The sequence below is a fragment of the Pseudoalteromonas sp. MM1 genome (assembly GCF_030296835.1).
In the GTDB taxonomy this organism is placed as follows: Bacteria; Pseudomonadota; Gammaproteobacteria; order Enterobacterales; family Alteromonadaceae; genus Pseudoalteromonas.
On record NZ_AP027922.1, the window covers coordinates 675,205 to 701,466 of the forward strand.

Below are 26,262 nucleotides of genomic sequence, written 5' to 3' on the forward strand. Positions count from 1 at the left end.
CATCATTGTTATTACAATGTAAGTAAAAGGTATGGATTTTGAAACTAATTAATTGTTACCGTTATGCACTTTTGTTAATTAGAGCATATACAGGCGTTTTAGCTTAAGTAAAAAGCAAGGGCTGCCAATAAATGCTCGGCTTCTTGGCCTTCGCCATTAATCCAAATACTTTCGCTGTAGTGTTCAAAGTTTAAATTAAAGGTTTGTTGTTGATAGCTAAAGCGCAATTGATGACGGTCAGCACCGGCTGCGTAGTCAATAATTGTTATTTCATCTGCGTGTAAAAACAATGTGCTCCACAGCTCAAAGTCTTCATCGTGGGGTGGTTCTACGGGGCTAACTACAATGCATTTATGGGCGTGATTATATTCAATCTGGGTCATAGGGTTCTTAATTGGTTGCTAGGTAGTTGCGAATTGCAGTTAAAAATTCGCCGCCATATTTGTTGAGTTTAGTAAAGCCAACGCCCGACACCTTTAAAAACTCGCTGTCGTTGGTAGGCATTAACTGCGCCATTTCGGCGAGGGTTTTATCGTTAAATACAACGTACGGCGGTACGTCGTCGGCATCAGCGAGCTCTTTACGCAGAGCCCGTAAGCGGGCAAATAGTTTTTTGTCGTAATTAAACTGCGCTAGTTTATCTTGGTATACGTGCTTAGCTTGCAAGCGAGGCTCGGCAAGTTGTAAGGCGTATTCACTTTTAAGTACTGCGCGCGCTGCTTCGGTTAAGCGCAGCGAGGCACCTTGGGTAATATCTTGGCTTAATAAGCCTTGGTGTATAAGTTGGCGTAATATACTGAGCCAAAATTCACTGCTTTTATCTTTACCTATACCATAAGTGCTGAGTTCGTGGTGGTTATTGTCGCGTATGCGGCTGGTATTGGCACCACGTAATAACTCTACAATATAGCCTAAGCCAAAGCGCTGCCCTGCTCGGTATACACACGAAAGTGCTTGCTGTGCTACTAATGTGCCATCAAAGCTTTTTGGCGGATTAATGCAAATATCGCAGTTGCCACATTGCTCGCGTTTATACTCGCTAAAGTAATTTAATAATATTTGCCGACGACAGGTTTGCGCCTCGGCAAAACTGGCCATGGCATTAAAACGCTGCTCTTCTACGCGGCGACGTTGCTCATCGTCTATGTCTTCAAAAAAGCGCCTAACGCGGCCTATATCGGCGGGATCAAAATACATAATGGCTTCTGCGGCTAAGCCATCACGCCCAGCGCGACCGGTTTCTTGGTAGTAGGCTTCAATACTTTTTGGAATATCGTAATGTAGTACAAAACGCACATTTGGTTTATTTATGCCCATACCAAAGGCAACGGTCGCAACCACTATTTGAATGTCATCGCGGGCAAATCCGGTTTGCACAAATTGGCGTTGTTCATTGCTCATGCCTGCATGATACGCGGCGGCATTTAAACCTGCATCTGCTAGTTTTTCGGCAATGTCATCAACGCGTTTACGGCTGGTGCAGTAAATAATGCCACTTTGATTTTTTTGCTCCTTTAAATAGCGCAGTAGTTGCGCCATGGGCTTGAACTTTTCTTCGATGGTGTAACGAATATTAGGCCTGTCGAAGCTGCCGGTATGTATATAGGGCTGTTGTAATTTTAATTGCTCAACTATATCAAAGCGTGTGGCTTTATCAGCCGTGGCGGTCAGTGCCATCATAGGCACATGATGGAAGCGTTGTTTAAGCTCATTTAATCTAAAGTAATGCGGTCTAAAGTCGTGCCCCCAATGCGATACGCAATGTGCTTCGTCAATTGCAAATAAGCTAATATTTAAGTGGCTTAGTCGTTCAGTAAATTCATGCTGAAGTACTTTTTCAGGGGCAACATACAGTAATTTTATTAGCCCTTGGTGCAGTTGCTGGTACACTAATTGTTGCTCTTCGCGAGCCAAGCTATTGTTAATATAAGCGGCTTTTACACCTAGTGCTTGCAGTTGCGTTACTTGGTCTTGCATGAGCGAGATAAGCGGAGAAATAACCACGGTAACACCATCAAGCACTAAAGCAGGTACTTGATAACACACAGACTTACCACCGCCTGTAGGTAATAGTACTAATGAGTCTTGGCCGTTTATAGCTGCGTCGATAACGGCTTTTTGGCCATCGCGAAACTCGCTGTAGCCAAACACTTGTTTAAGAACCGTGTCGGGCTTGCGGACCAATGTGCTAGGTGTTGGGATTAGAGTATTCATCGGCGGCTATTTTAGTGTTTTTTTTATGGGATGTCTTTAGCTTAGCGGTAAATGATTTAATTAGTGCCTCGTGGTTTTGCTTCAGGTATGCTTAATTCGTCATACCAGTGTTAATTTAAACATAGAGAATAATAATGAATAAAGAAATGTTAATTGAACAAGTTGGCGCACTGTTTGTAAACGGCATGCCATTTAATCAGTTTTTAAATATCTCGGTAGAGTCGCTTAGCCCTGAGCAAGCTAAAATTACCTTCCCATGGCAGGATGTATTTATAGGCAACCCTGCGCAAAAAATTCTTCACGGCGGTATTATATCAGCGGTGCTCGATAATGTGGGCGGCATGCTTGCAGCAGCCAGTGTTATCGATAAGTTAACCGACTTAGACATTCCTAGCGTACAGCAAAAGCTAGCTACCTTAGGCACTATTGATTTACGCACAGATTATTTACGCCCTGGTAAAGGGGAGATATTTACAGCCAGTGCTACTTTGATACGCTCTGGTAATAAAGTGTGTGTATGTAGAATGGAGCTGCACAACGAAAAGGCAATACAAATTGCTTATGGCACCGGTACGTATTTAGTTGGCTAAAGTTGTTAAAATAAATTGTCTTGCGTTTAGGTTTACTCGCCTCAAAATAAATCACTTAATAGCGCAAATTGATATAAACTGTCGGCCTTTTAGTATTAGTAAGTATTATATATGTCGATTGCAAACGAGCAGCGTAAAGGCGGCATTTTTGCCTGTTTAGCTTTTTTAATGTGGGGCCTCGCGCCTATTTATTTCAAACAAATACAGCATGTTTCTGCCTTTGAAATTTTAACTCACCGTGTTGTCTGGTCTGTGGTTTTTTTAGTGCTTGTGGTTAGTGTGCTTAAATATTGGGATAAAGTTAAGCGTATAGTTGCTCAGCCAAAAATTATTTTAATGTTAGTGCTTACCTCCTCTATACTGGGCTTTAATTGGGGGTTGTTTATTTGGGCTGTTAACAATAACCATATGCTTGATGCCAGTTTAGGGTATTACATTAACCCACTACTTAATGTGCTGTTGGGCATGCTATTTTTAGGTGAGCGGCTGCGAAAATTACAAGGGTTTGCGGTGTTTTTAGCCTTTGCTGGCGTGCTACTGCAATTGGTCAGTTTTGGCTCGTTTCCGGTGGTGGCGTTTTCGCTTGCAACGTCTTTTGCTATTTATGGCTTACTGCGTAAAAAGTTACCTGTTGAAGCGCTGCCAGGCATTTTACTCGAAGCGCTAATTTTATTGCCGGTTGCATTAATTTACTGGTGGGTAATGGCACCAACGCCTACTTCCGATTTAGCCCTAAACGATTGGCATACCAATGCGCTGTTAATTAGTGCCGGTATTATTACTACCTTGCCGCTGCTTTGCTTTACCGGAGCGGCCAAGCGTTTGCAGTACACAACATTGGGCTTTTTTCAGTACATAGGGCCAAGCTTAATGTTTATGCTTGCTGTGGTGTTTTACGATGAAGTGTTTGATGCAGAGCGAGTGATTACATTTGCCTGTATTTGGAGTGCACTGGCTATATTTACGTGGGACTCTTATCATCAATCACGTAAGCGTAAAAAGGCGGCTATAACTGCCGCCGAAGTTTAATACCTATGCGTAATAATAGTTAATTATTTTGAGGAGCTAAACATGGCGTTAGCTATCGTTATGTTTAATCCTCAAAATAGAATACTAGTTTAGGCAAGTTGATAAAATAGTGTGAAGGTTTAGCTTATTACTTTATTGCGGCCGGTTTCTTTTGCATCATATAGTTTTAAATCGGCCTGTTTAAGTAGCTCATCTATTTGGTAAATAGGGCCGCTTGCAAAACCAATAGAAATTGTAAATTTAATTTTTTCTTGGCTAAATTCTTGGCTATTAAGCTCTATAAATTGCCTAAATCCTTCAAGGCGTTTTAGCGCTTGCGCTGTGGTTGCATCAGTAAAGTAAACGGCAAATTCTTCACCACCTAAGCGAGCGACTAACTGCTTTTCAAAGTACTTTTTAAAACACACCGCCAATCCTTTGAGGACTTCATCGCCAGCATCGTGGCCGTATGTATCGTTAATCGATTTAAAATGGTCTATATCAAGCATGGCAAGCGCGCCATCTTGATTCGATTTTTTTAAATACTTGAGTGACTTGCTCGACTCTTCAAAAAAGTAGCGGCGATTAGGTAGTTTTGTTAAGTAGTCGGTATTTGCTTGGCGTTTAATTGTTGCTATTTGTTCAAGCATGTCGACGTTTTGGCTTAGTCGACAGTAAAACTCTTCGCTGTTAAAGGGTTTATGGAGGTAGTCATTAGCACCATTTTTTAAAAATAGGCTCGATAACGCTGATGAGTCGGCACCCGAAATACCGATAATGGCTTTTTCGTCATTACTGTAAAGTCTGCGAATTTCAGCGCATAACTCATCACCATTCATGTTTGGCATTTCGTTATCGGTAATAATAACAGCCACGTCTTTTTGGCTTTCAAGTACCTCTAGCGCGTCTTTGCCGTCCTTTGCCTCGAGTATTTGATACTTATGGCGTTTTAGTAAATTGCAAATATATTTACGTGTAGAGGTGGAGTCGTCGACGACCAACACTTTTACGTTTTCGTTACGTGGTAAACGGCTTAGTTGTTTTTCTAGGTATTGGTAAGCTTGTTTGTTTTCTTTGATTATGTAATCAATTATTGGGTACTTTTCTACTGTGTCGCGAGTTTGTTTATCTATGTTACCTGTCATTACGATGGTAGGAATGTCGGCATTAATAGTATGCGGAATCGCCTCTCCCGCGGGAGCATCAGGGAGGATAAAATCAACAACGGCACAAAAGTAGCTATTGTGTTTTATTAACTCTTTGGTTGCCGCTAAAGATTTGGCTATGTCTACTTCGTAGCCCGCTTTAAGCGCGATATGCTTTTGCACACGCGCTATAGTAGGCGTATCTTCAACTATGAGTATTTTTCGCGTCACGTAATAACCTTGTTTGATATTTTGCAAAATTGTTTGCTTATACAAGTTGTAACTGTTAAAACGCAAAAAAGCAAATAAGTTAGAGGCTTATACGCTATCAGACTCGCTATAATCTTCTTGGCTTATTGGCATTGGCCCTGACATTTTTGAGCGACCAAAAAGTGTATGAAACTTAGTTTTACAGGTTGTTAGTTTTAAATATTTAACCCACGCTTTTTCGATTGGGTTTGTAGGCTCTTTACTATCACAAACTACGTCAACAAATTGCTCTTGTAGGGCATTTTGTGGCGCTAAAGTTTTATTATAAAGCCCTTTTAGTACAACACCGTGTTGCTCTAATATGCTGGCTTCTAATAAGGTAAAGTTTCCGCTGCGGCTAAACCCGCGAGGAAAGTTTTGATCATCATAAAATTGACGTTGGCTAACAAACGCTTGGCGAAGTAGTGAAATATCGTTGCTCATAACTGTATCCTCATACCCTGTTTATTGCTGGAGTATGATGCAAGTTTGACAATTTATTAAACAAGTTATTTTTATCGTGAGGATAAAAAATTGGATATAGATTTATTAAAAACATTTGTAGAGGTTGTGCGCACGCGTCACTTTGGTAAAGCGGCTGAAAACCTGTATATCACGCAATCGGCAGTAAGCTTTCGAATTCGCCAGTTAGAGCAGGGGCTGGGTGTAAACTTGTTTATTCGCCAGCGTAACAACATTCAATTAACGGCGCCAGGAGAGCGATTACTTCCGCATGCTAAAATGATCATCACCGGCATGCAGCGCGCCAAAGTGGATGTGGCACTTGCCGATAACATGCACAAGCAAATAAGTTTAGCGGGTACGCCTAATATATGGGATGCGTTTTTACAATTTGGTATTACTAATATTGTTTCGGCTATGCCTGGGGTGTCGTTGGTCGCTGAGGTTAAAGCCCAACAAGAAAGCACGCGGTTATTGTTAGAGCGTACGCTTGATTTAGCCATATTATTTGACCCCCCTAAAGTAGACGAGCTGGTGGTTGAGCGAATTTGCGAGCTGCCAATTATTCCGGTAAGTGGCTATGACACGGCCACAAACGAGAACTTTTTTGATAATCAATATGTATACGTTGATTGGGGCACAACTTTTTCATTATGGCATGCGCGTCAGTTTACCGGTAAAACGCCACCCTATTTTAGAACCAGTACGGGGCGTATTGCGCTGGATTTAATCCTTCAGTGTGGTGGCAGTGCGTTTATCCCCGAGGTACTTGTTGAGTCTCATTTAGAAAAAGGAGAGCTGTTTCATGTAAAAGATGTAGAGCATACTTCGCGTGATATTTTTGTGGCCTACCACAGAGACAACGACCAAAAAGAGTTAATAGAAACCTTGATCAACTTACTGCCTAAAATAAATGCTTATCAGCCTATTGATGAACATTAAATAACGACTATGATTTTTAAAGAGGTTGAATAGGTACAATTTTGTTTATTAAATATTCATGTCGGTTTGTTTTCAGAATTTAGACACTTTTATTAAAATAAAAAGACAAAAATGTTTCCTTTGTAATATATCTGTCATTTAACGGTGACAAACTGCAGCTGTTTTAAAAATTAGTCTTGTGATTATCGAGGAAATAACATGAATTTTGTAAAATCGAGCTTATGCGTTGCTTTAGTAAGTGGTTTATCTTTTAGTGCGCTTGCAGACGTTGATGTATACGGTAAAGCTAATGTTACTGTGCAATCGTCTGATGATGGTGAAGGGTCTTTCACTGAAATTAAAAGTAATGCATCTCGCTTTGGCCTAAAAGGATCTGAAAAGATTACTGATGGATTAGAAGCAGTTTATAAGTTTGAGTTTCAAGTTGATGTATCTGATGCTGACTCGAAAGGTGATAATGACGACAATATTTCTGCACGTAACCAGTACGTAGGTTTAAAAGGTGCCTATGGTCAAGTTGTTGTGGGTCGTAACGATACAGCGCTTAAACAATCACAAGGTAAGTTAGATTTATTTAATGACCTTGAAGGCGATATTAAAAATGTTTTTAAAGGTGAAAACCGCTTAGGTGATTCGATCACTTATACATCTAAAAGCTACGAAGGCTTTAAAGTACTTGCTACATTTATTGCCGAAGACGATGTAGATGCAGATAACGGTTATTCAATGGCAGTGACCTACGGTGACTCAGCGCTTAAAAAGAGTGCGGTATACGCCTCGGTTGCAGCTGATAGCGAAGTAAATGGTTACGATGTAGTACGTGCGTCAATTCAAGGTAAAGTAGAGAGCTTTAAATTAGGCGCTATGTACCAAACTCAAGAAAAAGTAGACGGTAGCGCAGAAGCAGACGGCTATTTATTAAACGCAGCCTACAGCATGGGTAAAAACACATTTAAAGTGCAATATCAAGCAATGGACTTTGATGACAGTGATGACAAAACGGCAGTTTCTGTAGGTGTTGATCATAAATTAAATAAAAACATTAAAGTATTTGGTTTTTACTCAAGCTTCGATATGGACAACAATGTTGACCAAGACTACGTTGGCCTAGGTATAGAATACAAGTTTTAAGCGTTGCTTAAACACTCCCTTTATTAACCGCGCTCTGATGAGCGCGGTTTTTTTTCTTTAAATTATTTACTTACCCGCCCATAATAGACCCTCATTTGGAATGGGGTGAAATTCCTCAACTATTCCCGTAACTGTAATTAGCACCAGGCTTTAAGTCAGATACAAATGAAACATATCAATCAGCTTGAGAAGTGCTAGATTGGTATACTTTTTTAACGGGCGGGTAAACTCATTTTTATTGATGCACTAGCTTTTTAGCTTTGTGTTAGTGAGTGCACGCTTTCTAAGGACTCACTTTTGCAAACTACGTTAGCGCCAAATACACCCTTGTTAAATGTTAAAAATGTGTCGTGGGAAGTCGATAACCGCGTCATTTTAAATAATATTAATTTACGCATAGCTAAGGGTAAGTTTGTTGGCTTAATTGGCCCAAATGGGGCGGGTAAGTCGAGTCTACTGCGCTGTTTGTATCGCTTTAATAAACCCACCGTTGGTAACGTTACCTTTAATCAGCAGGATATTTGGCAGCTTAAAAATGAAGACTACGCAAAATATGTTGCTGTGGTGCTACAAGAAACACCTGCGCAATTTAACCTCACATTATTTGATGTGGTTGCCCTTGGGCTTACGCCCCATAAATCTTTATTTAGCGCCACCACCCACAACGATAAACAAAAAATAACACAGGCTATAAAAACCGTAGGACTTGAGCACCAGTGTAAGCAAAATTTTGAGTCGCTTTCGGGGGGCGAAAAGCAGCGTGCGTTGATTGCCCGCGCCATAGTGCAGCAACCGCAATTACTCATCATGGATGAGCCAACCAGTCATTTAGACGTTAAATACCAAATACAAGTGATGGAACTGGCAAAATCGCTAGGGGTCACTGTGTTTGCCTCATTTCATGATTTAAATTTAGCGGCCGCTATGTGCGATGAGCTGGTGGTTATTAATAAAGGCAAAATAACACATACAGGCTCGCCTGCGCAGGTACTTAGTGAGGACATGCTAGCAGATATTTTTGGGGTATGTGCGCGCGTAACTTGCCATCCACAGCGCACAGAAAAAGGCCAAACTATCCCTCATATAACTTACTTTTATGGCTATTAATTAAATGGATATAACAAAAATAAACCAGTGGACAATATTTATAGCAGCCCTATTAATTGCACTGCTCAGCTTTTTTAGTGCACTGAGTTTTGGCGCCGCAGATACGCCGCTAAGTGATGTGCTCAAAGGGATTTTATCAGCAGGAGAGGGCTCGTTTAACGCGCGTATTATTTATGAGCTTAGATTACCCCGTACCTTACTTGCTTTTATGGCGGGCGCAGGTTTGGCTATAGCAGGGCTTATTTTACAAACGGTTACCCGTAACCCGCTTGCTGATCCGTATTTATTTGGCATATCGTCAGGCGCGTCGTTTGGGGTAGTGCTGCTTATGGCTGTTGCGGGTATTAGTGCTGGGTTTATGTTATCGGCTGCGGCCTTATTAGGGAGCTTTTTAGCAATGGGTTTATTGATACTTATTGCTGGGCGGCAAAAAAGCTCGCAAGTAGAGTCTATGTTGCTAGCGGGGGTGGCACTGTCATTTTTATTTAGCGCATTTACAAGTTTATTGTTGTATTGGAGCGACCCGCAAGCAGTGGCTGGTATTTTGTTTTGGACGTTAGGTAGCTTTGCCCGCGCACAATGGACCACGTTATGGTTGCCATGCGTGGTTATAGTGGTGTGCATTAGCTTTATGCTGAGCTTTAAACGACAGTTAAATGCGCTATTACTTGGCGATGAAAGCGCGATAACGCTTGGCGTGCGTGTGCACCGTTTTAGAATTTTAATGTTGGTATTGAGCTCATTAATAACGGCTGTGCTGGTGGCCTTATGTGGCGGTATTGGTTTTGTAGGTTTAATGGTGCCGCACATAGTGCGCTTTTTTATATCTCAGGGCAGTACCGCTGGCTTACTAATTACCAGCTTAGTGGGTGGCACGTTTATGGTGTGGGTCGATGTGCTTTCGCGCTCATTACTTAAAAACCAAGAGCTCCCTGTAGGGGTGATTACAGCAGCTATGGGTAGCGTATTTTTTTTAAGCTTACTCTTTTTTAAAAAAACAAAGGCATAGTGCTGATGAAAACCTTAATGATTCAAGGCACGACGTCAGATGCCGGAAAAAGCACTTTAGTCGCTGCGCTTTGCAGAGTGTTTGCAAAGCGAGGCGCAAAGGTTGCGCCTTTTAAACCGCAAAATATGGCGCTTAATAGCGCGGTTACAAAAGAGGGCGGAGAAATAGGCCGTGCGCAAGCTTTGCAAGCCATAGCCGCTAAAGTAGATCCTCAAAACGACTTTAACCCCATATTGCTCAAACCAAATAGTGATACGGGAGCGCAAGTCATTGTACATGGAAAAGCCATTAGTAATATGGAGGCAGGGGCATATCATAATTATAAACAGGTTGCGATGGATGCAGTGCTTGCCTCGCATAAACGCTTAGCTAAACAGTTTGATTTATTATTGGTTGAGGGCGCAGGCAGCCCTGCAGAAATAAACCTGCGCGAAAACGACATTGCCAATATGGGTTACGCAGAAGCGGTAGATTGCCCTGTCATTATTATTGCCGATATAGACAAAGGCGGTGTGTTCGCGCATTTAGTGGGTACATTAGCGCTGCTAAGCGAATCCGAGCAAGCGCGCGTAAAAGGCTTTGTTATAAACCGTTTTAGAGGCGATATAAGTTTACTGCAAAGCGGGCTTGATTGGCTTGAGTGCTATACAAAAAAACCAGTGCTTGGAGTACTGCCCTATTTACATGATTTAGCCCTTGATGCTGAAGATGCCGTTGCTATAGATAACAAGGTGACGACTGCCACTATTAATATAGCCGTGCTTTTATTGCCGCATATTAGTAACCACACCGATTTTGATGCATTACGGCTGCACCCAAATATTAATATCAATTATGTACGCCACACACACGTGATCCCACCAGTTGATCTGATTATTATTCCTGGCAGTAAAAACGTGCTGGGCGATTTAAGCTTTGTAAAAAGTGAAGGCTGGGATACGCAAATCCAGCGCCACATACGTTATGGCGGTAAAGTGTTGGGTGTATGTGGCGGCATGCAAATGTTAGGCAAAAGCATTGCTGATCCGATGGGAGTGGAATCGTCATTAAAGCGTGTTAAAGGCCTTGGATTAAGTGACTTTGATACCACTCTTAGCACACAAAAAGTACTTACTAAAGTAACCGCAACTATGCAGTTAAATGATAATAAAACCCCCTGTAGTGGTTACGAAATACATGCGGGCATTAGTGAAGGCGCAGCACTTAATAAGCCATTTTTAATGTTTAACGCGCACCCTAATGGATTTGTAAGCGATGGTTTTATTAGTGATGACAATGCCATTGCTGGTACTTATTTACACGGCTTGTTTGATGAAGCCAACGCCACATCGCAAATTTTAAACTGGGTAAAACCAGAGGTCGTAATAAAGCCCATTAGTATTGCTAAGCACCGCGAACAGCAGTTAGAACGCTTAGCCACTATGTGTGAGACACACTTAAACATACAACATATTATATCGATTTATGAAGGACACAATAATGACAGATAAAAGCAACGATAAGCACCAGCAGCGCCAGCAAAAAGTAAAAGAACAGGTAGATGCGCGTGTGGCCGCAGCGCAAGAAGTAAAAGGTATATTTCAAGTAATTACAGGAAATGGTAAAGGTAAATCAACCTCGGGCTTTGGTGTGGTTGCACGTTGTGTTGGTCATGGTAAAAAAGCTGCTGTGTGTCAGTTTATTAAAGGCACATGGGAGTGTGGAGAGCGTAACTTATTACAAGGCGCAGGGGTTGAATTTGCCGTGATGAATACAGGGTTTACGTGGGATACGCAAAACAAAGAAGCCGACACCGCAGCCGCGCAAGCAACATGGCAAGAGGCAAAGCGTATGCTGGCCGATAGCAGTATTGATTTGGTATTACTTGATGAGCTTACCTACATGGTGACCTACGGTTATATTGATTTAGACGAGGTAGTAAGCGCGCTAAATAATCGCCCTCCCATGCAGTCGGTTATTATTACAGGTCGTGCAGCGCATCGCACGTTAACTGACCTTGCCGATACGGTAAGCGAAGTGCGTAATGTTAAACATGCCTTCGATTCAGGTATTAAGGCGCTTGAAGGATTTGATTACTAATGTACAACGCGTTTTTTGCTGCACTACTGTTTTTGTGTTTAGGGGGCAATGCTGCAGCGAGTGATACAACTACACAAGATAAACTACGTGTTGTTGCACTGGCTCCCCACATAGTAGAAAACCTATTTGCTATAGGTGCGGGGGGTAATATTGTTGGCACTGTTGATTACGCCGATTACCCAATTGAAGCTAAAAGTATAGAGCGGATTGGAGGTTACTATGGTATTTCCCTTGAGAAATTATTAGCGCTAAAACCTGATTTAGTGATTGCGTGGAAAAGCGGTAATCAAAGTGAAGATTTAGAGCAAATAAAGCGCCTAGGTATAAATGTTCACTTAAGTAACCCAACCACAATAGAGAGCTTGGCTAATGAGCTAATTACACTTGGCCAGCTTACTGGGTATGTTGAGCAAAGTCAGCAGGTAGCAGCAAACTTTACAAAAAGGTTAGCTGCAATTAAACAGCGCTACCATAGTAAAGAGCCGCTAAGTGGTTTTTATCAGCTTTGGGCTGAGCCCATGATGACAGTAAATAATAAAACTTGGATAAACCAGCTTATTGAGATTTGCCAAGTAAGCAATGTATTTGCACACAGCCCAACCGACTACCCGCAAATAAGTATTGAAAACGTGGTGATTAAAAAACCACAGATTATTATTATTCCTGATGAACACGCCGATAAGCCACAACCTAAAATTAATTGGCAAAAATGGCCAGAAGTTCCCGCTGTAAAACACAATCAATTTGTACGTGTAAATGCTGACTTACTGCATAGATTTTCGCCGCGCATGCTAGATGGCTTGGCTAATATGTGTGATAAAATAGATGCATCACGCAAACAAATTAAGAGTATACAATGAGCGATTGGTCAGCCTTTTTAGAATATGAATTACAGCAGCCTTATATGCAGCAAACGTTAGATTATGTCGCAAAGCGCCGCGAAGAAGGGGTTGCTATTTACCCGCCAGAGTCACAAGTATTTAGCGCCTTTGAAGCTACAGCCCTTAACAATATTCGCGTGGTTATTTTAGGCCAAGACCCATACCACGGAGAAGGCCAAGCCCATGGTTTATGTTTTTCTGTGTTGCCAGAGGTTAAAAAGTTACCGCCGTCGCTAAAAAATATGTACAAGGAATTGGCAACGGATATTCCCGGTTTTGACATACCAGAGCATGGTTACTTACAAAACTGGGCTGAGCAGGGCGTGTTTTTACTCAATACCGTACTCACGGTTGAGCAAGGCCAAGCCCACTCACATAAGCATTTAGGGTGGGAGCAATTTACCGATAGCGTGATAGCTCATATAAATGCACACTGCAAAGGGGTCGTGTTTATTTTATGGGGCGCTCATGCACAAAAAAAAGGTAAAAATATTAACAGCGCTCGCCATCATATTTTAAAAGGGCCGCACCCATCACCGCTTTCTGCGCATCGTGGTTTTTTTGGTTGTAAGCACTTTTCACAAACAAATGAATTATTACAAGCCCAAGGCGATAAGCCCATTAATTGGCAGGTTTAATTGATATAGTAAAAAGGCTTTCATACGTGAAAGCCTTTTGATTAGTTGATGTGTATTAAAATTAAAAATCTAGCTCATCAATTTCAATACTGTCTGTAAAAAAGTCTAACTCCTGTAGTTCTTTACGTAACCGTTGTTTGTCTTTTATGGCCTCAATCTCGCGCCACTTTCTTTTTTTATTCTTTTGAGAGGTTTTTCTTGTTGTATCAGGACCTTCTAATATCTCTAATATATCGTTTAGGCTATCCATGACTATCTCCTATTGATTTTAGTGAACCTCGAGAATACCTATACCACAGGCCTAGCTAAAATAGAATAAAAAAGTGACGAATTTGTTACAGGTATGTGATGCATTGATGAAGTTTAATACTAACTTTCTTTAATGGCCGCGCTATTTTGAGATACGAAGAATAAATAAAAAACACTAAAAGCTAGTGCTTGCAATGACACTTGCTGTGGCAGGTTAGTTTAAAGCAGAAGCGATTATATTAAAGGCACAAAAAAACGCCGCAGGTGCGGCGTTTAATAAATAATTAGCGCGTATTACATAGCTTTAAAACGTGCTTCTAGCTGCTCTTGTGCATCTGCGAATGAGCGAATACCCTCAGCTAGTTTTTCAGTTGCCATTGCATCTTGGTTATGTAACCAACGGAACTGCGATTCAGTAAGTGGAGCAGGCTTTGGCTCTTTAGGAATATCACTTTGCAGTAAGTATTCTTCTGCGCCTTCTAAATTGCCTAAATCTTCAAGTAGGTTAGGGCTAATTGTTAGCTTGTCACAACCTGTAAGTGCAATAATTTCGCCGGTATTACGGAAGCTTGCGCCCATAACAACGGTTTTGTAATCATGGCGTTTATAAAACTCAAAAATGCTACGTACAGATTGAACACCTGGATCTTGTAGCGGGTCGGTTGGTTTTTCCATACCATTTGCTACGTGCCAATCTAAAATACGGCCAACAAATGGCGAGATTAAAAATACATTTGCATCAGCACATGCACGTGCTTGAGCATCGCTAAATAATAAAGTCAGGTTACATTTAGTCCCTTCTTTTTCTAGCTGTTCGGCCGCTTTAATACCTTCCCATGTAGACGCAACTTTGATTAAAATTTTGTCTTTGCTTACACCTTCTTTTTCATAAAGGCTAAGCAGGGTATGTGCTTTATCAATAGTTGCTTGGGTGTCGAATGATAAACGAGCATCTACTTCAGTAGAAATATAACCAGGTACAATTTCGCTAATTTCTTTACCAATTAATACGGCAAAGTAGTCACATGCAAGTTCAAGCTGTTTAGCTGCATCTTGCTCTGTTTCTTTTGCATAGCTCCAAGCTTTATCTAAATAAGGCTTGTAAGCTTCAATCTCGCTCGCTTTTAATAAAAGCGACGGGTTTGTGGTTGCATCTTCTGGTTGATGCTTTTTGATCGCTTCAATATCGCCAGTGTCGGCTACGATAGATGAATGTTGTTTTAGCCTTTGTAGAGCGCTAGTCATTTGCCTTCCTCATTCCAAGCAAGTTAAAAGAAAATCTAAACTACCTTAATATAAGTATTCAATACTGCAACAGTGTGACAATGCTTGATAGGTCTTATGTCCTTATCAATAGAAAAACGACGATGCATGATTTATTAAGGTAGGATTTAGGCCATTGCGATTAATTTTCAATGGTATTTTATAAACAAAACGTGCTTTTCGTCTCATTTAATGTTGAAATTGACATTAAATAAATTACAAGTCAATAGCTAACTATGATCACTGTTATTTCACCAGCAAAAAATCTTGATTACGAAACGCCACCCGCAACAGATAAGTTCACTCAACCTGAATTACTAGAGCACAGCGAAGAGCTCATGAAAGTATGCCGTGAACTAACTCCAGCGCAAATTGGCAGCCTAATGAAAATTAGCGATAAGCTAGCAGGGCTTAACGCTGCGCGCTTTAGCGAATGGTCGCAACCATTTACGCAAAGTAATGCTAAACAAGCGGTGCTAGCCTTTAACGGCGATGTGTACGGTGGTTTAGATGCCGCAACACTTACTGCAGCCAACCTCGATTATGCGCAAAGCCATTTACGTATACTTTCAGGTTTATACGGTTTATTAAAACCACTTGATTTAATGCAAGCCTACCGCCTCGAAATGGGCACCAAGCTTGATAACCCTCGCGGTAAAAACTTGTATGAATTTTGGGGCAGTATTATTGCTAATAAATTAAACGAGGAACTAAAAGCGCAAGACGCACAATACCTCGTTAATCTTGCTTCAAATGAGTACTTTAAAGCAGTAGATAAAAAAGCGCTTAATGCACAAATTATTACGCCGCATTTTAAAGATTGTAAAAATGGTCAATATAAAGTAATTAGCTTTTACGCTAAAAAAGCACGCGGCATGATGGCCCGTTACATCATAGAAAACCAAGTAACGCAGCTTAGCCAATTAAAAGAGTTTAGTGTGGCGGGTTATTACTTTAGTCCTGAAGCAACCACTAAAGATCTTGAGCCTGTATTTATGCGCGACGAACAAAATTAAGCGTTTATACTCAGCAAACAATGAGTTAAAAAGCCATGCAATGCATGGCTTTTTTTATGCTGGCGCTAAACTTGCTAACTTCACCTACTATTAATGAGATAAAAAATAGATAGGTGTAAAAATATGATCAGTATTCCTTCAGTTGGCGAAGCCGAAAAGCTCATCGAAGAAAAACTCGGTGGGTGGTTTGATGTCGTTATTAGCCACATCCCAAACTTTATTGTGGCCGTGGTGATAGCCATTGTATTTTCAATAATAGCGCGCTTTGCCGGTCAGCTGATGAAAAACCTATTAAGGCGTTCACTCGACTCAAAACAAATAGCCGACCTAATGGCCTCTATTTTTAAGGTCATTGTGTTATGTGTGGGCCTATTTATCGCTTTAGATTTTATGGGGTTAAAAGGCACAGTTACATCGTTACTAGCGGGTGCGGGTATTGTGGGTTTAGCTATTGGCTTTGCTTTTCAAGACATGACCGAGAACTTAATTGCCGGTATTGCTATGGGAATACGCAAGCCATTTAAAGCGGGTGATGTAATTGAAACCGACGATGTATTTGGCTCGGTACATTCTATAAACCTGCGTAACACGCTAATAGAGAGCTTTTACGGGCAGTTAATACTGGTACCTAACAAGGTATTATTTAGAAATGTGTTAAAAAACTACACCACGTTAGGCGTTAGACGAATAGAAGTACCGGTGGGTATTTCATACGGCGACGACATTGAAAAAGCCAAAGAAGTTATCGTTGATAAAATTAACGAGTTTGACTTTGTAATACGTAAAGATGAAACCGCTGTGTACGCAGAAGGTTTTGGCGACAGTAGCATTAATTTACTGGTGTGGTTTTGGATAAAATACCCAGGCGAGCCAGACTTTATGACAGTACGTCACAAGGGCGTAGTGGCCGTTAAACAAGCACTTGATGCTGCAGATATTAGTATTCCATTCCCAATACGTACGTTAGATTTTGGCATTAAAGGCGGTGAAAAGCTCGATGCCATGATAAGCGATAAAATAAACCAGCAGTCAGCAAATAAAGAGGGTGATAATAATACTGATGCAAGCCAAGGTGAGTAAATAATTTAAAACTCACAACGCAAAAGCATTGGGAAATAGTTACCGACTATCAGCGCGTTTTTACAAAGTAAAAGCGCGGTGATATATACCATTAATTAAGTCGTTTTAAAATGTTGATTGATATTTAACCTTTCGTACTTTAAATTTAACACTTTAAAAATAATGGATTATTTTAATGAGCTCCTTTTCTTCAAGCGCAAAAAACACCTACTTAAATATTATAATCATCATCCTAAAGAAGTTGGTTCACAACTTTATATTAGGAATAAACAATATTACGACTCAAAAGGTTTTACCTCTACAGACTGCATCACTTATGCATTGAATGTAATGTCTGCTGCGTTTTCAGAGGTAGGCAATAGTGAGGCTAAAAATACGATTTGGAAAAAGGGACACAGTGGTATTATTACAGCTCAATATTTAGTGAGTAACCTCGGTTGGGAAACCGTTTATATTAATGCTGATATTAATCACCCCGCAGATGGCGAAAATAAACACCCTTTGGCATATTTGCAGCAAGTTAAAAGGGATGGTAAATACTATAATGTCCCTGTTCATCATGCTCTGACGAATTATCGCCCAACTGATAAAGAATCGGCTCAGGAGCAAGGTTTGTGGAAGATCTATAAATCAAGAGGTTTAAAAGTAGGCCCAACAACACTTAATATAGTTGACTATAACACCATGAGAAAAGTTCCTTTTGGATTCGGCGTTTCAAATGGTGGTATGCATACATGGCTTTTTTCTGAAGGATATGTTTATGAAGTTCATTGGGATGGTATTGGTGCTAGCCTTTACGAAAAAACACCTTTGAATTTATTTAACTGGTTATCTGGTGTTATTATTGTACCAAAAGATTCATCAGGATTATTAAAATCACTACCACAAGTGGCTCGGCATTTACATGAATAAAAAAAGCATAACTCATTGCTCTATCATTTTATTTATTTTAAGTTTTATTATAGGCTGCAATCCATTAAATAATACTCAGCAAGATAATACTAAAGAGCTTAATAAACGGTATGGTTTAAGTTATCAATTAACAGTTGAAAACAATAACGCAGGAATTACTTTTTTTGATCGCGATAATAATTTTATATCCAAGCTAACTTTACCCGATGAAAGTGCATACGTGAGAAGAAAAGAGTTATTAGAATTTTGCGATGAAGACAACTCTTTATGTCCGGATATGAAGCCTGAAAGTAGTTTAGTTAGTTGGTCGCCAGGTGGTGATTTTTTAGCCGTTTTTGCAGGGGACACCCAAGGTTTTTGGTTTGTACCAACTATTGAAATAACCAAGTCTGCATTTAATGAAAGGCATATACTCAAGATTGGACTTCATCAAACAACTAACCGCTTTAATATCGGTTTGTTTCATCAAACCGGAGGGTGGTTGAATAACGAACAATATGTTTTTTCTGCAGGTATAAGTGGTGACAATTTTGTTTATAAGTTCAACACAAAAACAAAGGAACTTAAGGGTTTTCCTTTTGAGCTAAATGAAGGCTCTACAGTGAGCAATTTTGAAGAAGTGTTTGTAGATAGTTATTATTCGCAAAAAAATAGTTTTAAAATAAGTGATGTGGCTAAACAACTAGAAGAATTAAAATAAAAAGCGCCGCTTGTGTTGGAGTAACAAGCAGCGCTGAGAAATAAGTTAGGAAAAAGGTATATTAAATAACACTAATTTTATTACGGATGATTTTAACGCCATCCATGTTTTCTAAAAACTTTTGCGCAAGTGCACGTTGAAAACCTGTTTGCGCTTCACCGTATAAATCTACTTCACCGTCTTCTACCTGCACGCGAATATCGTTTAATGCTAAATTTGGGTTAGTGCGTAACGTATTGGTGATTGTTTGTTGTAAGTTAGGTTGAGTAGCCACACTGCTTACTACGGCTAAGTTAGTTGCTGCACTTACTTTTGTAGCGCAAGCTAATAAAAATAAACAACAAAATGATACTAAAGCGATAGTTAACTTAAAGCGGTTCATAACTTTATCCTTACATTACGGTTAATAGTGCAGCAATTATTAGCTGAGTTACTTTCTCAGTTACAATTTCGATGCCAATTTTAATCTATTGAAATGTAAAGGTATTTTGTTAAGTGGAATTTCAGGTGGGCAATAATTACATTTTAATGGGAATGAGTTACATGCTTGGGTTACATTTGTAACAGGTACAAATAAGCCGGCAATTGCCGGCTTATTTAGGGGGTAGGGGGTTATTTCTTTTTATTTTTAGCTTTGGCTTTTTTCTTAGCTTTCATCTTTACAGGGTCTTTACGCTTTTTAGCGGGTGGCTTAGCCTCTTTATGCTGTGGCTCAAGCCCTTTAATTATACGGCGCTTAAGCTTTTGCTCTGTGTAGCGTTCAACCTTGTATAAAATACCAATGTCGTGTGCTTCAACAAGCGATATTGCAATCCCTTTTTTACCAGCACGGCCAGTACGGCCAATACGATGTACATAAACATCGGCAGTGCGTGGCATATCAAAGTTAATTACGTGGCTAATGTCAGAAACGTCAATACCACGGGCCGCAACGTCGGTTGCTATTAATATGCGCGTTTTACCACTGTGAAAGTTTTCCATGGCTTTCATGCGCTTATCTTGCGGCATTTCTCCACGTAGCCATGCTGCTTTTACACCATTATTAGTAAGCTCACCAATAAGTGTTTCTAGGCGCTCACGGGTTTTAACAAATACAATGGCTTTACTTACGTCTGGGCCATTTAAGGTATTTACTAAAAGCTCTAGTTTGTGGTGGTAGTCATCAGCAAGGTGAACCCACTGGTGAATTTTTGCTTTTTCTTTACGCGATGATTCCGCCTCAAGTAACGCTGGGTCGTTTAAAATACGCTCTGCAAATAACTCAACGCTATCGCCTTCTAAAGTCGCAGAGAATAAAAAGCACTGACGACGGTTTTTAGCTTCGTCACATATGCGCAGCATTTCTTTTCTAAAGCCCATGTCTAACATGCGGTCAGCTTCATCAAGAATAAGCATTTCTACGTTTTCAGCATGGAAATTTTCGGTTTCAAGGTATTCCATTAAACGCCCTGGTGTGGCGATTAAAATATCGTTATTGTTTTCAAAAATTTCTTTGTGGGTGCCGTAGTTTATACCACCTGTTACTACACCAATTTTAAGGTGAGTGCCTTTAGCAAGCAGTTCACATTGCTCATGAATTTGATAAGCCAGTTCACGGGTTGGGGTCATTATTAACACACGTGCAAAACCTGGGTCGCGACGCGGAAAATCCATTAAATATTGAATAGCCGGAATTAAAAATGCCGCCGTTTTACCTGTGCCAGTAGGTGCTGATGCTAAAATATCGCGACCTTGCAGCGCTTCAGGAATAGCTTGTTGTTGAATGCTGGTTGGTGTCTCGTAGCCCATTTTATCAATGGCGTTGAGTAGTTTAGTATCAAGATCAAATTCAGAAAATTGCATAGAGTGTCTAAAATAAGGGACAATTACCTGCAATTATACGCGCTATACGCCAGTTGGTGAATGAAAAGGTGAAAAAATGTCAGGGTTTACGTTTAAACAATTTAAGGTTGAGCACGATAAGTGCGCCATGAAAGTCTCAACCGATGGCATTTTACTTGGCGCTTGGGCTAATTTAAGTGATGCAAAGTCACTACTCGATATAGGCACAGGTACCGGTTTACTCGCACTTATGTGTAAACAGCGCCAACCGGCACTTAGTATAACTGCTGTTGAAATTGATGAAGCAGCTTACAAGCAAGCACAACAAAATATAGCCTCTAGTCCGTGGCCAAATATCACAGTAAAGCACACCACTATTCAAACGTTTAAACAGGCGCTGCCATTTGATATTGTGATATCTAACCCCCCTTATTTTAACCACAGCTTAAAAGGGCTAAGCGATGCCCGTAACACCGCACGCCATACCGATGGTTTAAGTTTTGACGAGTTAATAAATGCCTATATGCGTTTAAGCCATAAGCATTCGTGTTTTAACGTAATTTTACCCACCACAGAGGCGGACATATTTATTGAATTGGCAAAACAAAACGGGCTTTATTTAAACGCGCACTGCCAAGTAAAAACCACACCAAGTAAAGCATTTAGCCGCAGTTTAATGCGCTTTAGCTTAGTAAACACTTTACCTGAGCTTACCTCCCTATGCATAAAAGATGAAAACAATCGCTACAGCGATGATTATATTGCGTTATGCAAAGCGTTTTACTTGAAGATGTAATGTTAAAACTACTCTTGCTATGATAATAAAAAATTTTGTAGGAATTTAAAAATGAAAGGAATGAACAAGCTAGGGTTTCTAACTACACTCGCTGCGGCTTTATTTTTAAGCCAAGGTGCGCTTGCAAACATGACTCCTGTTGGGCTTTGGAAAACCATAGATGAAGACACCAACGAATCTAAATCGTACGTACGTATTACTCAAAACGATAAGGTGTTAAGTGGTAAAGTTGAGACTATTTTAGACCCTGCTAAACAAACCGGTATTTGTAAAGAGTGCGATGGCGCATTAAAAGATCAGCCTATTTTAGGGATGACTATTATCACTGACGTTAAGCCAGAAGGTGATGGCGTGTGGGGCGATGGTGAAATACTTGACCCTACAAATGGTAAAACCTATACCGTGCAACTAACGCCACAAAACAACGGTAAAACGTTAGAAGTACGTGGCTATATTGGCTTTTTTTACCGTAACCAATATTGGGAGCGCATAGAGTAGCGTTACTCGCTTGCTGTTTTTAAAAATTCGCGTTTAAGCCACGCTCGTAATGCGCTTACTTGTGGGTGATTAAGCATGGCGTGGCTTGTTGCAAAATAAAACTGCTGATGCGGATTTACAATGCTTTGGCCAATTTGCGTGAGCATGCCGTGCTTAATATCGTCGCATACAAATTGTTTGTGGGTGACCAAAACGCCAAGCTGGCGCATAGCGGCTTGCGTTGCTTGCACTGAAATATTAAAGGTTAAGTTATTATGCTGCTTAGGCTGCGCTAAATTATTGGCCTCGCACCATGTTTGCCAATCGTTTTGCCTACGTGGGTTGGTAACGTAGATTGCTTTAAAACGCTGCAGCAAATTTTGCGCGGTTAATTCATCTTTATTTAATCCAACTAAAAGTTGTGGGTTACACACTAAAATTAACTGATCGTCGGCTAGCTTTTCACAGTGATATTTTTGCCACTGATCGGGCTGACCATGAATAATCGCTGCATCAATCCCTTCGCGATCTAAATCAAATTCTCCCACCAAGTTAGAAATACGGATGTCACTATTTGGCGAAATGCGCTGAAAATCAGCCACCCTAGGGATCCACCAGTGCAGAGCTAGCGAGTTAACCATATTGAGTGTTAAATAGGTTGGCTCATTCGCTGTGTTATTTGCCTCTTGGCTGGCAGCTAAAATTTCAGCCATGGCTGGGGCTATGCGTTTGTAATAGCGCTCACCTACAGGGTTGAGTTCAACGCGGCGACCAATACGATTAAAAAGTGGCGTATTCAGTTGTAACTCTAAAGCTTTAATTGACTGACTTATTGCAGAGTGACTAATACTTAGCTGCTCAGCCGCGAGCACCATGCTGCCAGTTTCGGCAACAGCTATAAACGTATAGAGAGATTTTAACGGCGCTGATTTAATCATAGGATACTTATTAACAGTTTAGTTTTACTTACAGGTTAGTTTAGTATTATTCGCTTTTATATTTATAAAGTACACGTAAAATTAGCACCATAAAAGCACATAGTAATTTTAAAAAAATAATAAATAGATTAAAAAAATTAAGCTTTTAAATCAGTTTTTATTAATTTTTTATTCAAAGGATAACCGCGGTGACGTTAAATTCTCGTGCTAGTGTGTTTATGCTGCTCTCTACATTTACCTTGGCGTTAAATAGCTTTATAGCCAAGTTACTTACCGATTACTTTAGCACCAGCGAAGTGGTTTTTTTACGGGTGTTTTTACCCGCGATTATTATGCTGGCTTTGGCGGCGGGTATTAAATGGCAACTGCCTAATAAATCAGCATGGCGAACCTTTGCTATTCGCGCAATTTTTATAGTGCTGTGCCAAAACTGCTTTTTAGTGGCGCTAAATACTTTAACGCTGGTGGAGGCGGTTATTTTATTTAGCACTGGGCCGTTATTTATACCGCTAATAGAGCGAGTACTTTTTAAAACAAAACTAAATTGGTTATTGCTGCCTACAATGGCGCTGATGTTTACAGGCGTTATTATTCAAAACATTCATAGCGATGGCATACAGTGGCGCTGGAGCTTATTAATTGGTTTAGGTGCAGGTATTTTTAATGCCTGTTCGCAAATTACCTTATTTAGAGCAAGTAAAATTAATCTCCCCATGATGGTAATAAACGGTTGGAGTTTTACGCTGGCCGCCATTTTTATGGTGCCGGTATTGATGTTTTCTTCCGGTGAGGCAAGCTTTTACCAAGGCTTTGCAATCGATATAAGCAATTACAGTTTATTACTGATGGTGGCATTAATTGGGTTTTCGACCGCTGCGACGCAGTTTTTTAGAGGTAAAGCGTATCGCTTAGCAAGCTCTAACTCGCAGCTAGCACCGCTTATTTATTCTAACTTATTATTTGCGTTGTTATTTCAGCTAATTTTTTACGATACAACGTTAAGTCTATCGCAAGTAATAGGCTCAGCGCTTATTGTTCTGGCATGTATTATCAATACCTTTGCGCCTAATTGGCTATTGCAAAGGCAAGCAAAAATACGTGAAAAAAAGTGCGCTAAAAAACTGAGTTATTTGTAATGCGCTGGCCTAAACATGGTTTAGGCCAAGCTCGTTATAGTGTTTCGCTATACTCTGTCATTATTTGTTCAACCCAGCTGGCTATGCGCTCATCGCTTAGCTCGTATTGGCTGTCTTCATCAAGCGCGAGCCCTACAAAATGTTTGCCATCGGGAGTGAGCGCTTTTGACGCTTCAAACTCGTAGTTTTCATCGTTTGGCCAAAAACCAAGTTGCGTAAACGACTGAGTATTTATTTCATCGTGAAGCATACCAAGTGCGTCTTGAAACCATTGTCCGTAACCTTGTTGGTCGCCCATGCCAAATAAAGCAATGGTTTTACCATTTAGGTTTACATCTTTAATGTCGTCCCACTTAGACTCCCAGTCTTCTTGTATTTCACCAAAATCCCATGTTGAAATACCAAAGATGATAAAGTCGTACTGCTCTGCATTTTTTAGTGGTTCGTCTTTAATATTGTGTAAGGTCACTACATCGGCGCCAATAAGGTCGCGAATTTTTTCTGCTGCCATCTCTGTGTAGCATGTAGTAGAGCCAAAAAATAAACCAATCTGCATCGTATTTATCACTGTGTAATTGCCTGTTATGATAGGGCGCAGTTTACCGTAAGGTATTTTTAATTGATACCTTCTACCGTGGGTATTACCAACATGAGATCACAACGTGACAACGCTACCTGACGATTTACCTGAGCAAAATACCGAGCTAAACAGTAATAGCGACTTTTTAGAAACTTTTTTAGATAGCTTGTATTTAGAACAAGGTGTAAGCGAAAATACTTTAAGTGCGTATCGCAGCGACCTAGATAAGTTTTGCCAATTTTTTAAAGGCGATAACTTAATGACGGTAACCAGCTTAGATATAGAAAGTTACCTAGCGCACCGCGTAGATTTAGGGCTAAAACCACGTAGCACCGCACGCAGCATAAGTGCTTTAAAGCGGTTTTATCAGTATTTTGTACGTGAAAAACGTATCGCAAGCTCACCGCTTGAAAACATTGCTCAACCAAAAGCAGGTCAATCGCTACCTAAAACGCTCTCAGAGGCTGAAGTAGAAGCATTATTGAGTGCGCCAAATATTGAAGAGCCCATGGGGCTGCGCGATAAAGCCATGCTAGAGTTACTTTATGCAACAGGCTTACGTGTAACCGAACTTGTAGGGCTGCGTATGGAGCAAATTAACTTGCGCCAGTCGGTTGTGTTTGTAAAAGGTAAAGGCAACAAAGAGCGCTTAGTGCCGCTTGGCGAAGAAGCCATGTACTGGCTTGAGCAGTTTTTAAAAGGTGGGCGTGCGCAAATGATAAAACACGCCACCGATTTTGTGTTTCCGTCAAAACGTGGTGTAGGCATGACCCGACAAACCTTTTGGCATCGTATTAAACACTATGCTATTTTGGCGTGTATTGAGTCAGATTTATCGCCGCATACATTGCGTCATGCCTTTGCAACACATTTACTTAATCATGGTGCCGACTTAAGAGTAGTGCAGATGATGTTAGGGCACAGTGACTTATCGACAACACAAATTTATACCCATGTTGCCAATGAGCGATTAAAATCGGTACACTCAGAGCATCATCCGCGCGCTTAATATGAAATTTATTATCAGCTTAGCGGTCAATTTAGTATGTATTATTAGATAGAGAAAATTATGAAAAAATTAATGTTAGCAAGTGCAATGTTGTGCACAAGTATGAGTGCATTTGCAAATGGCGTAGCCACAACGCCAGATGCTAATGATCCTATTGTTACTAAATTTGCCACGTTAGGTGTAACCGTTAAGCAAATAAACCCAAGCCCAGTAGCCGGTTTAAAAGAGTTAATTACAAACAAAGGTGTACTTTACGCCAGCCCAGATGGCCAGTTCTTAATGCAAGGCACATTGATTGATTTAAACAACCGTAGCAACTTAACCGAGCAAGCGCTAAATGGTGTACGTGTTGAAGGCATTAAAGAATATGAAGACTCAATGATTGTTTATAAAGCGCCAAACGAAAAACACCAAATTACCGTGTTTACCGATATTAGCTGTGGCTATTGTCGTAAATTACACCGCGAATTAGACGACTTGCTTGATGCAGGCATTACTGTGCGCTACTTGGCGTTTCCGCGTGGTGGGCTGCAAGGTTCAGGCTATGCCGACTTAATGAATGTATGGTGTGCACGCGACCAACAAGAAGCACTAACAGAGGCTAAGTCAGGCGAAGATACAAAAGTGGTTGCCGGTTGTAGTGCGCCAGTAGCCGAGCATTACCAGCTAGGCCAAAGCTTTGGTATTAGCGGTACGCCAGCCATTATTTTAGAAGACGGTACAATGATCCCAGGCTACCAGCCTGCCGCCGCATTAAGTGCAGCGCTTGAGGCAAACAAAGCGTCTTAATAAGGCGCTTGCGTTTATTAAAAGGCCGTAATGGCCTTTTT

29 protein-coding genes are annotated in these 26,262 nt (G+C 40.6%); 19 read left to right on the forward strand and 10 right to left on the reverse strand.

Annotated elements, in window-relative coordinates:
• Positions 1-98: 98 nt before the first annotated feature.
• Both QUE46_RS02960 and recQ read right to left on the reverse strand, forming a co-directional pair.
• On the reverse strand, positions 99-383 hold the full coding sequence (locus QUE46_RS02960) for a DUF3630 family protein (RefSeq protein ID WP_286246156.1): 285 nt from the start codon (positions 381-383) through the stop codon (positions 99-101).
• A 7-nt stretch (positions 384-390) separates the two neighbouring features.
• Complete coding sequence (gene recQ, locus QUE46_RS02965) at positions 391-2,214, reverse strand: DNA helicase RecQ (protein ID WP_286246157.1); 1,824 nt, start codon at positions 2,212-2,214, stop codon at positions 391-393.
• Positions 2,215-2,348: 134 nt separating this feature from the next.
• On the opposite strand from recQ, the gene QUE46_RS02970 reads away from it, so the two are divergent.
• Both QUE46_RS02970 and rarD read left to right on the forward strand, forming a co-directional pair.
• A complete protein-coding gene (locus QUE46_RS02970; RefSeq protein ID WP_286246158.1) occupies positions 2,349-2,804 on the forward strand; it encodes a thioesterase family protein in 456 nt (151 codons plus the stop codon).
• Between the two features lie 111 nt (positions 2,805-2,915).
• Positions 2,916-3,833: an EamA family transporter RarD gene (rarD, locus tag QUE46_RS02975; RefSeq protein WP_286246159.1), complete on the forward strand. Its 918-nt coding sequence runs from the start codon at positions 2,916-2,918 to the stop codon at positions 3,831-3,833.
• Between the two features lie 119 nt (positions 3,834-3,952).
• Here the strand turns inward: rarD and QUE46_RS02980 are convergent, their stop codons facing one another.
• Together QUE46_RS02980 and QUE46_RS02985 are read right to left on the reverse strand one after the other, a co-directional pair.
• On the reverse strand, positions 3,953-5,188 hold the full coding sequence (locus QUE46_RS02980; protein ID WP_286247663.1) for a response regulator: 1,236 nt from the start codon (positions 5,186-5,188) through the stop codon (positions 3,953-3,955).
• An 87-nt stretch (positions 5,189-5,275) separates the two neighbouring features.
• A complete protein-coding gene (locus tag QUE46_RS02985; protein ID WP_286246160.1) occupies positions 5,276-5,650 on the reverse strand; it encodes a DUF413 domain-containing protein in 375 nt (124 codons plus the stop codon).
• Positions 5,651-5,740: 90 nt separating this feature from the next.
• On the opposite strand from QUE46_RS02985, the gene QUE46_RS02990 reads away from it, so the two are divergent.
• From QUE46_RS02990 to ung, 8 genes are all read left to right on the forward strand, one after another.
• Positions 5,741-6,610 (forward strand): LysR family transcriptional regulator, encoded by an 870-nt coding sequence (locus tag QUE46_RS02990; RefSeq protein ID WP_286246161.1) that lies wholly within the window; start codon positions 5,741-5,743, stop codon positions 6,608-6,610.
• A 198-nt stretch (positions 6,611-6,808) separates the two neighbouring features.
• Positions 6,809-7,741: a porin gene (locus tag QUE46_RS02995; protein WP_286246162.1), complete on the forward strand. Its 933-nt coding sequence runs from the start codon at positions 6,809-6,811 to the stop codon at positions 7,739-7,741.
• 297 nt (positions 7,742-8,038) lie between these two features.
• Complete coding sequence (locus QUE46_RS03000; RefSeq protein WP_286246163.1) at positions 8,039-8,848, forward strand: ABC transporter ATP-binding protein; 810 nt, start codon at positions 8,039-8,041, stop codon at positions 8,846-8,848.
• Positions 8,849-8,852: 4 nt separating this feature from the next.
• Entirely contained in the window at positions 8,853-9,857 is a 1,005-nt protein-coding gene (locus QUE46_RS03005; protein WP_286246164.1) for an iron ABC transporter permease, read from the forward strand.
• 5 nt (positions 9,858-9,862) lie between these two features.
• Positions 9,863-11,347, forward strand: coding sequence for a cobyric acid synthase (locus QUE46_RS03010; RefSeq protein ID WP_286246165.1), 1,485 nt, complete (start codon positions 9,863-9,865; stop codon positions 11,345-11,347).
• Entirely contained in the window at positions 11,337-11,936 is a 600-nt protein-coding gene (gene cobO / locus QUE46_RS03015) for a cob(I)yrinic acid a,c-diamide adenosyltransferase (protein ID WP_286246166.1), read from the forward strand. The genes QUE46_RS03010 and cobO overlap by 11 nt, the downstream gene beginning before the upstream one ends.
• The gene (locus QUE46_RS03020; RefSeq protein WP_286246167.1) at positions 11,936-12,796 is read left to right on the forward strand and encodes a cobalamin-binding protein; all 861 of its coding nucleotides are present in this window, start codon (positions 11,936-11,938) and stop codon (positions 12,794-12,796) included. Before cobO ends, QUE46_RS03020 begins: the two co-directional genes overlap by 1 nt.
• On the forward strand, positions 12,793-13,455 hold the full coding sequence (ung, locus tag QUE46_RS03025) for a uracil-DNA glycosylase (protein ID WP_286246168.1): 663 nt from the start codon (positions 12,793-12,795) through the stop codon (positions 13,453-13,455). Before QUE46_RS03020 ends, ung begins: the two co-directional genes overlap by 4 nt.
• Positions 13,456-13,516: 61 nt before the next feature.
• Here ung and QUE46_RS03030 read toward each other — a convergent pair whose 3' ends face one another.
• Both QUE46_RS03030 and tal read right to left on the reverse strand, forming a co-directional pair.
• Entirely contained in the window at positions 13,517-13,705 is a 189-nt protein-coding gene (locus QUE46_RS03030) for a DUF3545 family protein (protein ID WP_004587992.1), read from the reverse strand.
• Positions 13,706-13,998: 293 nt separating this feature from the next.
• Positions 13,999-14,949 carry a transaldolase gene (gene tal / locus QUE46_RS03035; protein WP_054983753.1) on the reverse strand — a complete coding sequence of 317 codons (951 nt, stop codon included), beginning with the start codon at positions 14,947-14,949 and terminating at the stop codon, positions 13,999-14,001.
• Positions 14,950-15,203: 254 nt separating this feature from the next.
• Between tal and yaaA the strand changes: the two genes are divergently transcribed.
• The 4 genes from yaaA to QUE46_RS03055 all read left to right on the forward strand — a co-directional run bounded on the left by yaaA (position 15,204) and on the right by QUE46_RS03055 (position 18,675).
• Positions 15,204-15,983, forward strand: a complete 780-nt coding sequence (yaaA, locus tag QUE46_RS03040; protein WP_055016339.1) for a peroxide stress protein YaaA — start codon at positions 15,204-15,206, stop codon at positions 15,981-15,983.
• Between the two features lie 123 nt (positions 15,984-16,106).
• Complete coding sequence (locus QUE46_RS03045) at positions 16,107-17,063, forward strand: mechanosensitive ion channel family protein (RefSeq protein ID WP_286246169.1); 957 nt, start codon at positions 16,107-16,109, stop codon at positions 17,061-17,063.
• A 162-nt stretch (positions 17,064-17,225) separates the two neighbouring features.
• A complete protein-coding gene (locus tag QUE46_RS03050) occupies positions 17,226-17,975 on the forward strand; it encodes a hypothetical protein (protein ID WP_286246170.1) in 750 nt (249 codons plus the stop codon).
• Positions 17,968-18,675 (forward strand): hypothetical protein, encoded by a 708-nt coding sequence (locus QUE46_RS03055; protein WP_286246171.1) that lies wholly within the window; start codon positions 17,968-17,970, stop codon positions 18,673-18,675. The genes QUE46_RS03050 and QUE46_RS03055 overlap by 8 nt, the downstream gene beginning before the upstream one ends.
• A 61-nt stretch (positions 18,676-18,736) precedes the next feature.
• Here QUE46_RS03055 and QUE46_RS03060 read toward each other — a convergent pair whose 3' ends face one another.
• On the reverse strand, positions 18,737-19,057 hold the full coding sequence (locus QUE46_RS03060) for a BON domain-containing protein (protein ID WP_054983750.1): 321 nt from the start codon (positions 19,055-19,057) through the stop codon (positions 18,737-18,739).
• A gap of 230 nt (positions 19,058-19,287) precedes the next feature.
• On the reverse strand, positions 19,288-20,517 hold the full coding sequence (gene srmB / locus QUE46_RS03065) for an ATP-dependent RNA helicase SrmB (RefSeq protein WP_055016341.1): 1,230 nt from the start codon (positions 20,515-20,517) through the stop codon (positions 19,288-19,290).
• A gap of 76 nt (positions 20,518-20,593) precedes the next feature.
• Here srmB and QUE46_RS03070 point away from each other — a divergent pair, with 76 nt between their 5' ends.
• Complete coding sequence (locus QUE46_RS03070) at positions 20,594-21,292, forward strand: tRNA1(Val) (adenine(37)-N6)-methyltransferase (protein WP_286246172.1); 699 nt, start codon at positions 20,594-20,596, stop codon at positions 21,290-21,292.
• Between the two features lie 51 nt (positions 21,293-21,343).
• A complete protein-coding gene (locus tag QUE46_RS03075) occupies positions 21,344-21,790 on the forward strand; it encodes a DUF2147 domain-containing protein (protein ID WP_286246173.1) in 447 nt (148 codons plus the stop codon).
• A gap of 2 nt (positions 21,791-21,792) precedes the next feature.
• On the opposite strand, the gene QUE46_RS03080 is transcribed toward QUE46_RS03075, so the two are convergent.
• Entirely contained in the window at positions 21,793-22,707 is a 915-nt protein-coding gene (locus QUE46_RS03080) for a LysR substrate-binding domain-containing protein (RefSeq protein WP_286246174.1), read from the reverse strand.
• A gap of 188 nt (positions 22,708-22,895) precedes the next feature.
• Between QUE46_RS03080 and QUE46_RS03085 the strand changes: the two genes are divergently transcribed.
• Positions 22,896-23,843, forward strand: coding sequence for a DMT family transporter (locus QUE46_RS03085; protein ID WP_286246175.1), 948 nt, complete (start codon positions 22,896-22,898; stop codon positions 23,841-23,843).
• A 34-nt stretch (positions 23,844-23,877) separates the two neighbouring features.
• Here the strand turns inward: QUE46_RS03085 and fldB are convergent, their stop codons facing one another.
• Positions 23,878-24,399: a flavodoxin FldB gene (gene fldB / locus QUE46_RS03090; RefSeq protein WP_004588002.1), complete on the reverse strand. Its 522-nt coding sequence runs from the start codon at positions 24,397-24,399 to the stop codon at positions 23,878-23,880.
• Between the two features lie 106 nt (positions 24,400-24,505).
• Between fldB and xerD the strand changes: the two genes are divergently transcribed.
• Positions 24,506-25,432, forward strand: a complete 927-nt coding sequence (gene xerD, locus QUE46_RS03095) for a site-specific tyrosine recombinase XerD (protein ID WP_286246176.1) — start codon at positions 24,506-24,508, stop codon at positions 25,430-25,432.
• Positions 25,433-25,492: 60 nt separating this feature from the next.
• Positions 25,493-26,221, forward strand: coding sequence for a bifunctional protein-disulfide isomerase/oxidoreductase DsbC (dsbC, locus tag QUE46_RS03100; protein WP_286246177.1), 729 nt, complete (start codon positions 25,493-25,495; stop codon positions 26,219-26,221).
• Positions 26,222-26,262: the final 41 nt, after the last annotated feature.

Coding starts and splice junctions, on each gene's coding strand:
- QUE46_RS02985 (WP_286246160.1), bottom strand. CDS start 5,650: ATGAGCAACGATATTTCACTACTTCGCCAAGCGTTTGTTAGCCAACGT.
- QUE46_RS03010 (WP_286246165.1), top strand. CDS start 9,863: ATGAAAACCTTAATGATTCAAGGCACGACGTCAGATGCCGGAAAAAGC.
- QUE46_RS03005 (WP_286246164.1), top strand. CDS start 8,853: ATGGATATAACAAAAATAAACCAGTGGACAATATTTATAGCAGCCCTA.
- yaaA (WP_055016339.1), top strand. CDS start 15,204: ATGATCACTGTTATTTCACCAGCAAAAAATCTTGATTACGAAACGCCA.
- rarD (WP_286246159.1), top strand. CDS start 2,916: ATGTCGATTGCAAACGAGCAGCGTAAAGGCGGCATTTTTGCCTGTTTA.
- QUE46_RS03075 (WP_286246173.1), top strand. CDS start 21,344: ATGAAAGGAATGAACAAGCTAGGGTTTCTAACTACACTCGCTGCGGCT.
- QUE46_RS03050 (WP_286246170.1), top strand. CDS start 17,226: ATGGATTATTTTAATGAGCTCCTTTTCTTCAAGCGCAAAAAACACCTA.
- fldB (WP_004588002.1), bottom strand. CDS start 24,399: ATGCAGATTGGTTTATTTTTTGGCTCTACTACATGCTACACAGAGATG.
- QUE46_RS02995 (WP_286246162.1), top strand. CDS start 6,809: ATGAATTTTGTAAAATCGAGCTTATGCGTTGCTTTAGTAAGTGGTTTA.
- QUE46_RS03080 (WP_286246174.1), bottom strand. CDS start 22,707: ATGATTAAATCAGCGCCGTTAAAATCTCTCTATACGTTTATAGCTGTT.
- cobO (WP_286246166.1), top strand. CDS start 11,337: ATGACAGATAAAAGCAACGATAAGCACCAGCAGCGCCAGCAAAAAGTA.
- dsbC (WP_286246177.1), top strand. CDS start 25,493: ATGAAAAAATTAATGTTAGCAAGTGCAATGTTGTGCACAAGTATGAGT.
- QUE46_RS03030 (WP_004587992.1), bottom strand. CDS start 13,705: ATGGATAGCCTAAACGATATATTAGAGATATTAGAAGGTCCTGATACA.
- QUE46_RS03045 (WP_286246169.1), top strand. CDS start 16,107: ATGATCAGTATTCCTTCAGTTGGCGAAGCCGAAAAGCTCATCGAAGAA.
- QUE46_RS03070 (WP_286246172.1), top strand. CDS start 20,594: ATGTCAGGGTTTACGTTTAAACAATTTAAGGTTGAGCACGATAAGTGC.
- QUE46_RS03020 (WP_286246167.1), top strand. CDS start 11,936: ATGTACAACGCGTTTTTTGCTGCACTACTGTTTTTGTGTTTAGGGGGC.
- QUE46_RS02970 (WP_286246158.1), top strand. CDS start 2,349: ATGAATAAAGAAATGTTAATTGAACAAGTTGGCGCACTGTTTGTAAAC.
- QUE46_RS02960 (WP_286246156.1), bottom strand. CDS start 383: ATGACCCAGATTGAATATAATCACGCCCATAAATGCATTGTAGTTAGC.
- QUE46_RS03060 (WP_054983750.1), bottom strand. CDS start 19,057: ATGAACCGCTTTAAGTTAACTATCGCTTTAGTATCATTTTGTTGTTTA.
- recQ (WP_286246157.1), bottom strand. CDS start 2,214: ATGAATACTCTAATCCCAACACCTAGCACATTGGTCCGCAAGCCCGAC.
- tal (WP_054983753.1), bottom strand. CDS start 14,949: ATGACTAGCGCTCTACAAAGGCTAAAACAACATTCATCTATCGTAGCC.
- ung (WP_286246168.1), top strand. CDS start 12,793: ATGAGCGATTGGTCAGCCTTTTTAGAATATGAATTACAGCAGCCTTAT.
- QUE46_RS03055 (WP_286246171.1), top strand. CDS start 17,968: ATGAATAAAAAAAGCATAACTCATTGCTCTATCATTTTATTTATTTTA.
- srmB (WP_055016341.1), bottom strand. CDS start 20,517: ATGCAATTTTCTGAATTTGATCTTGATACTAAACTACTCAACGCCATT.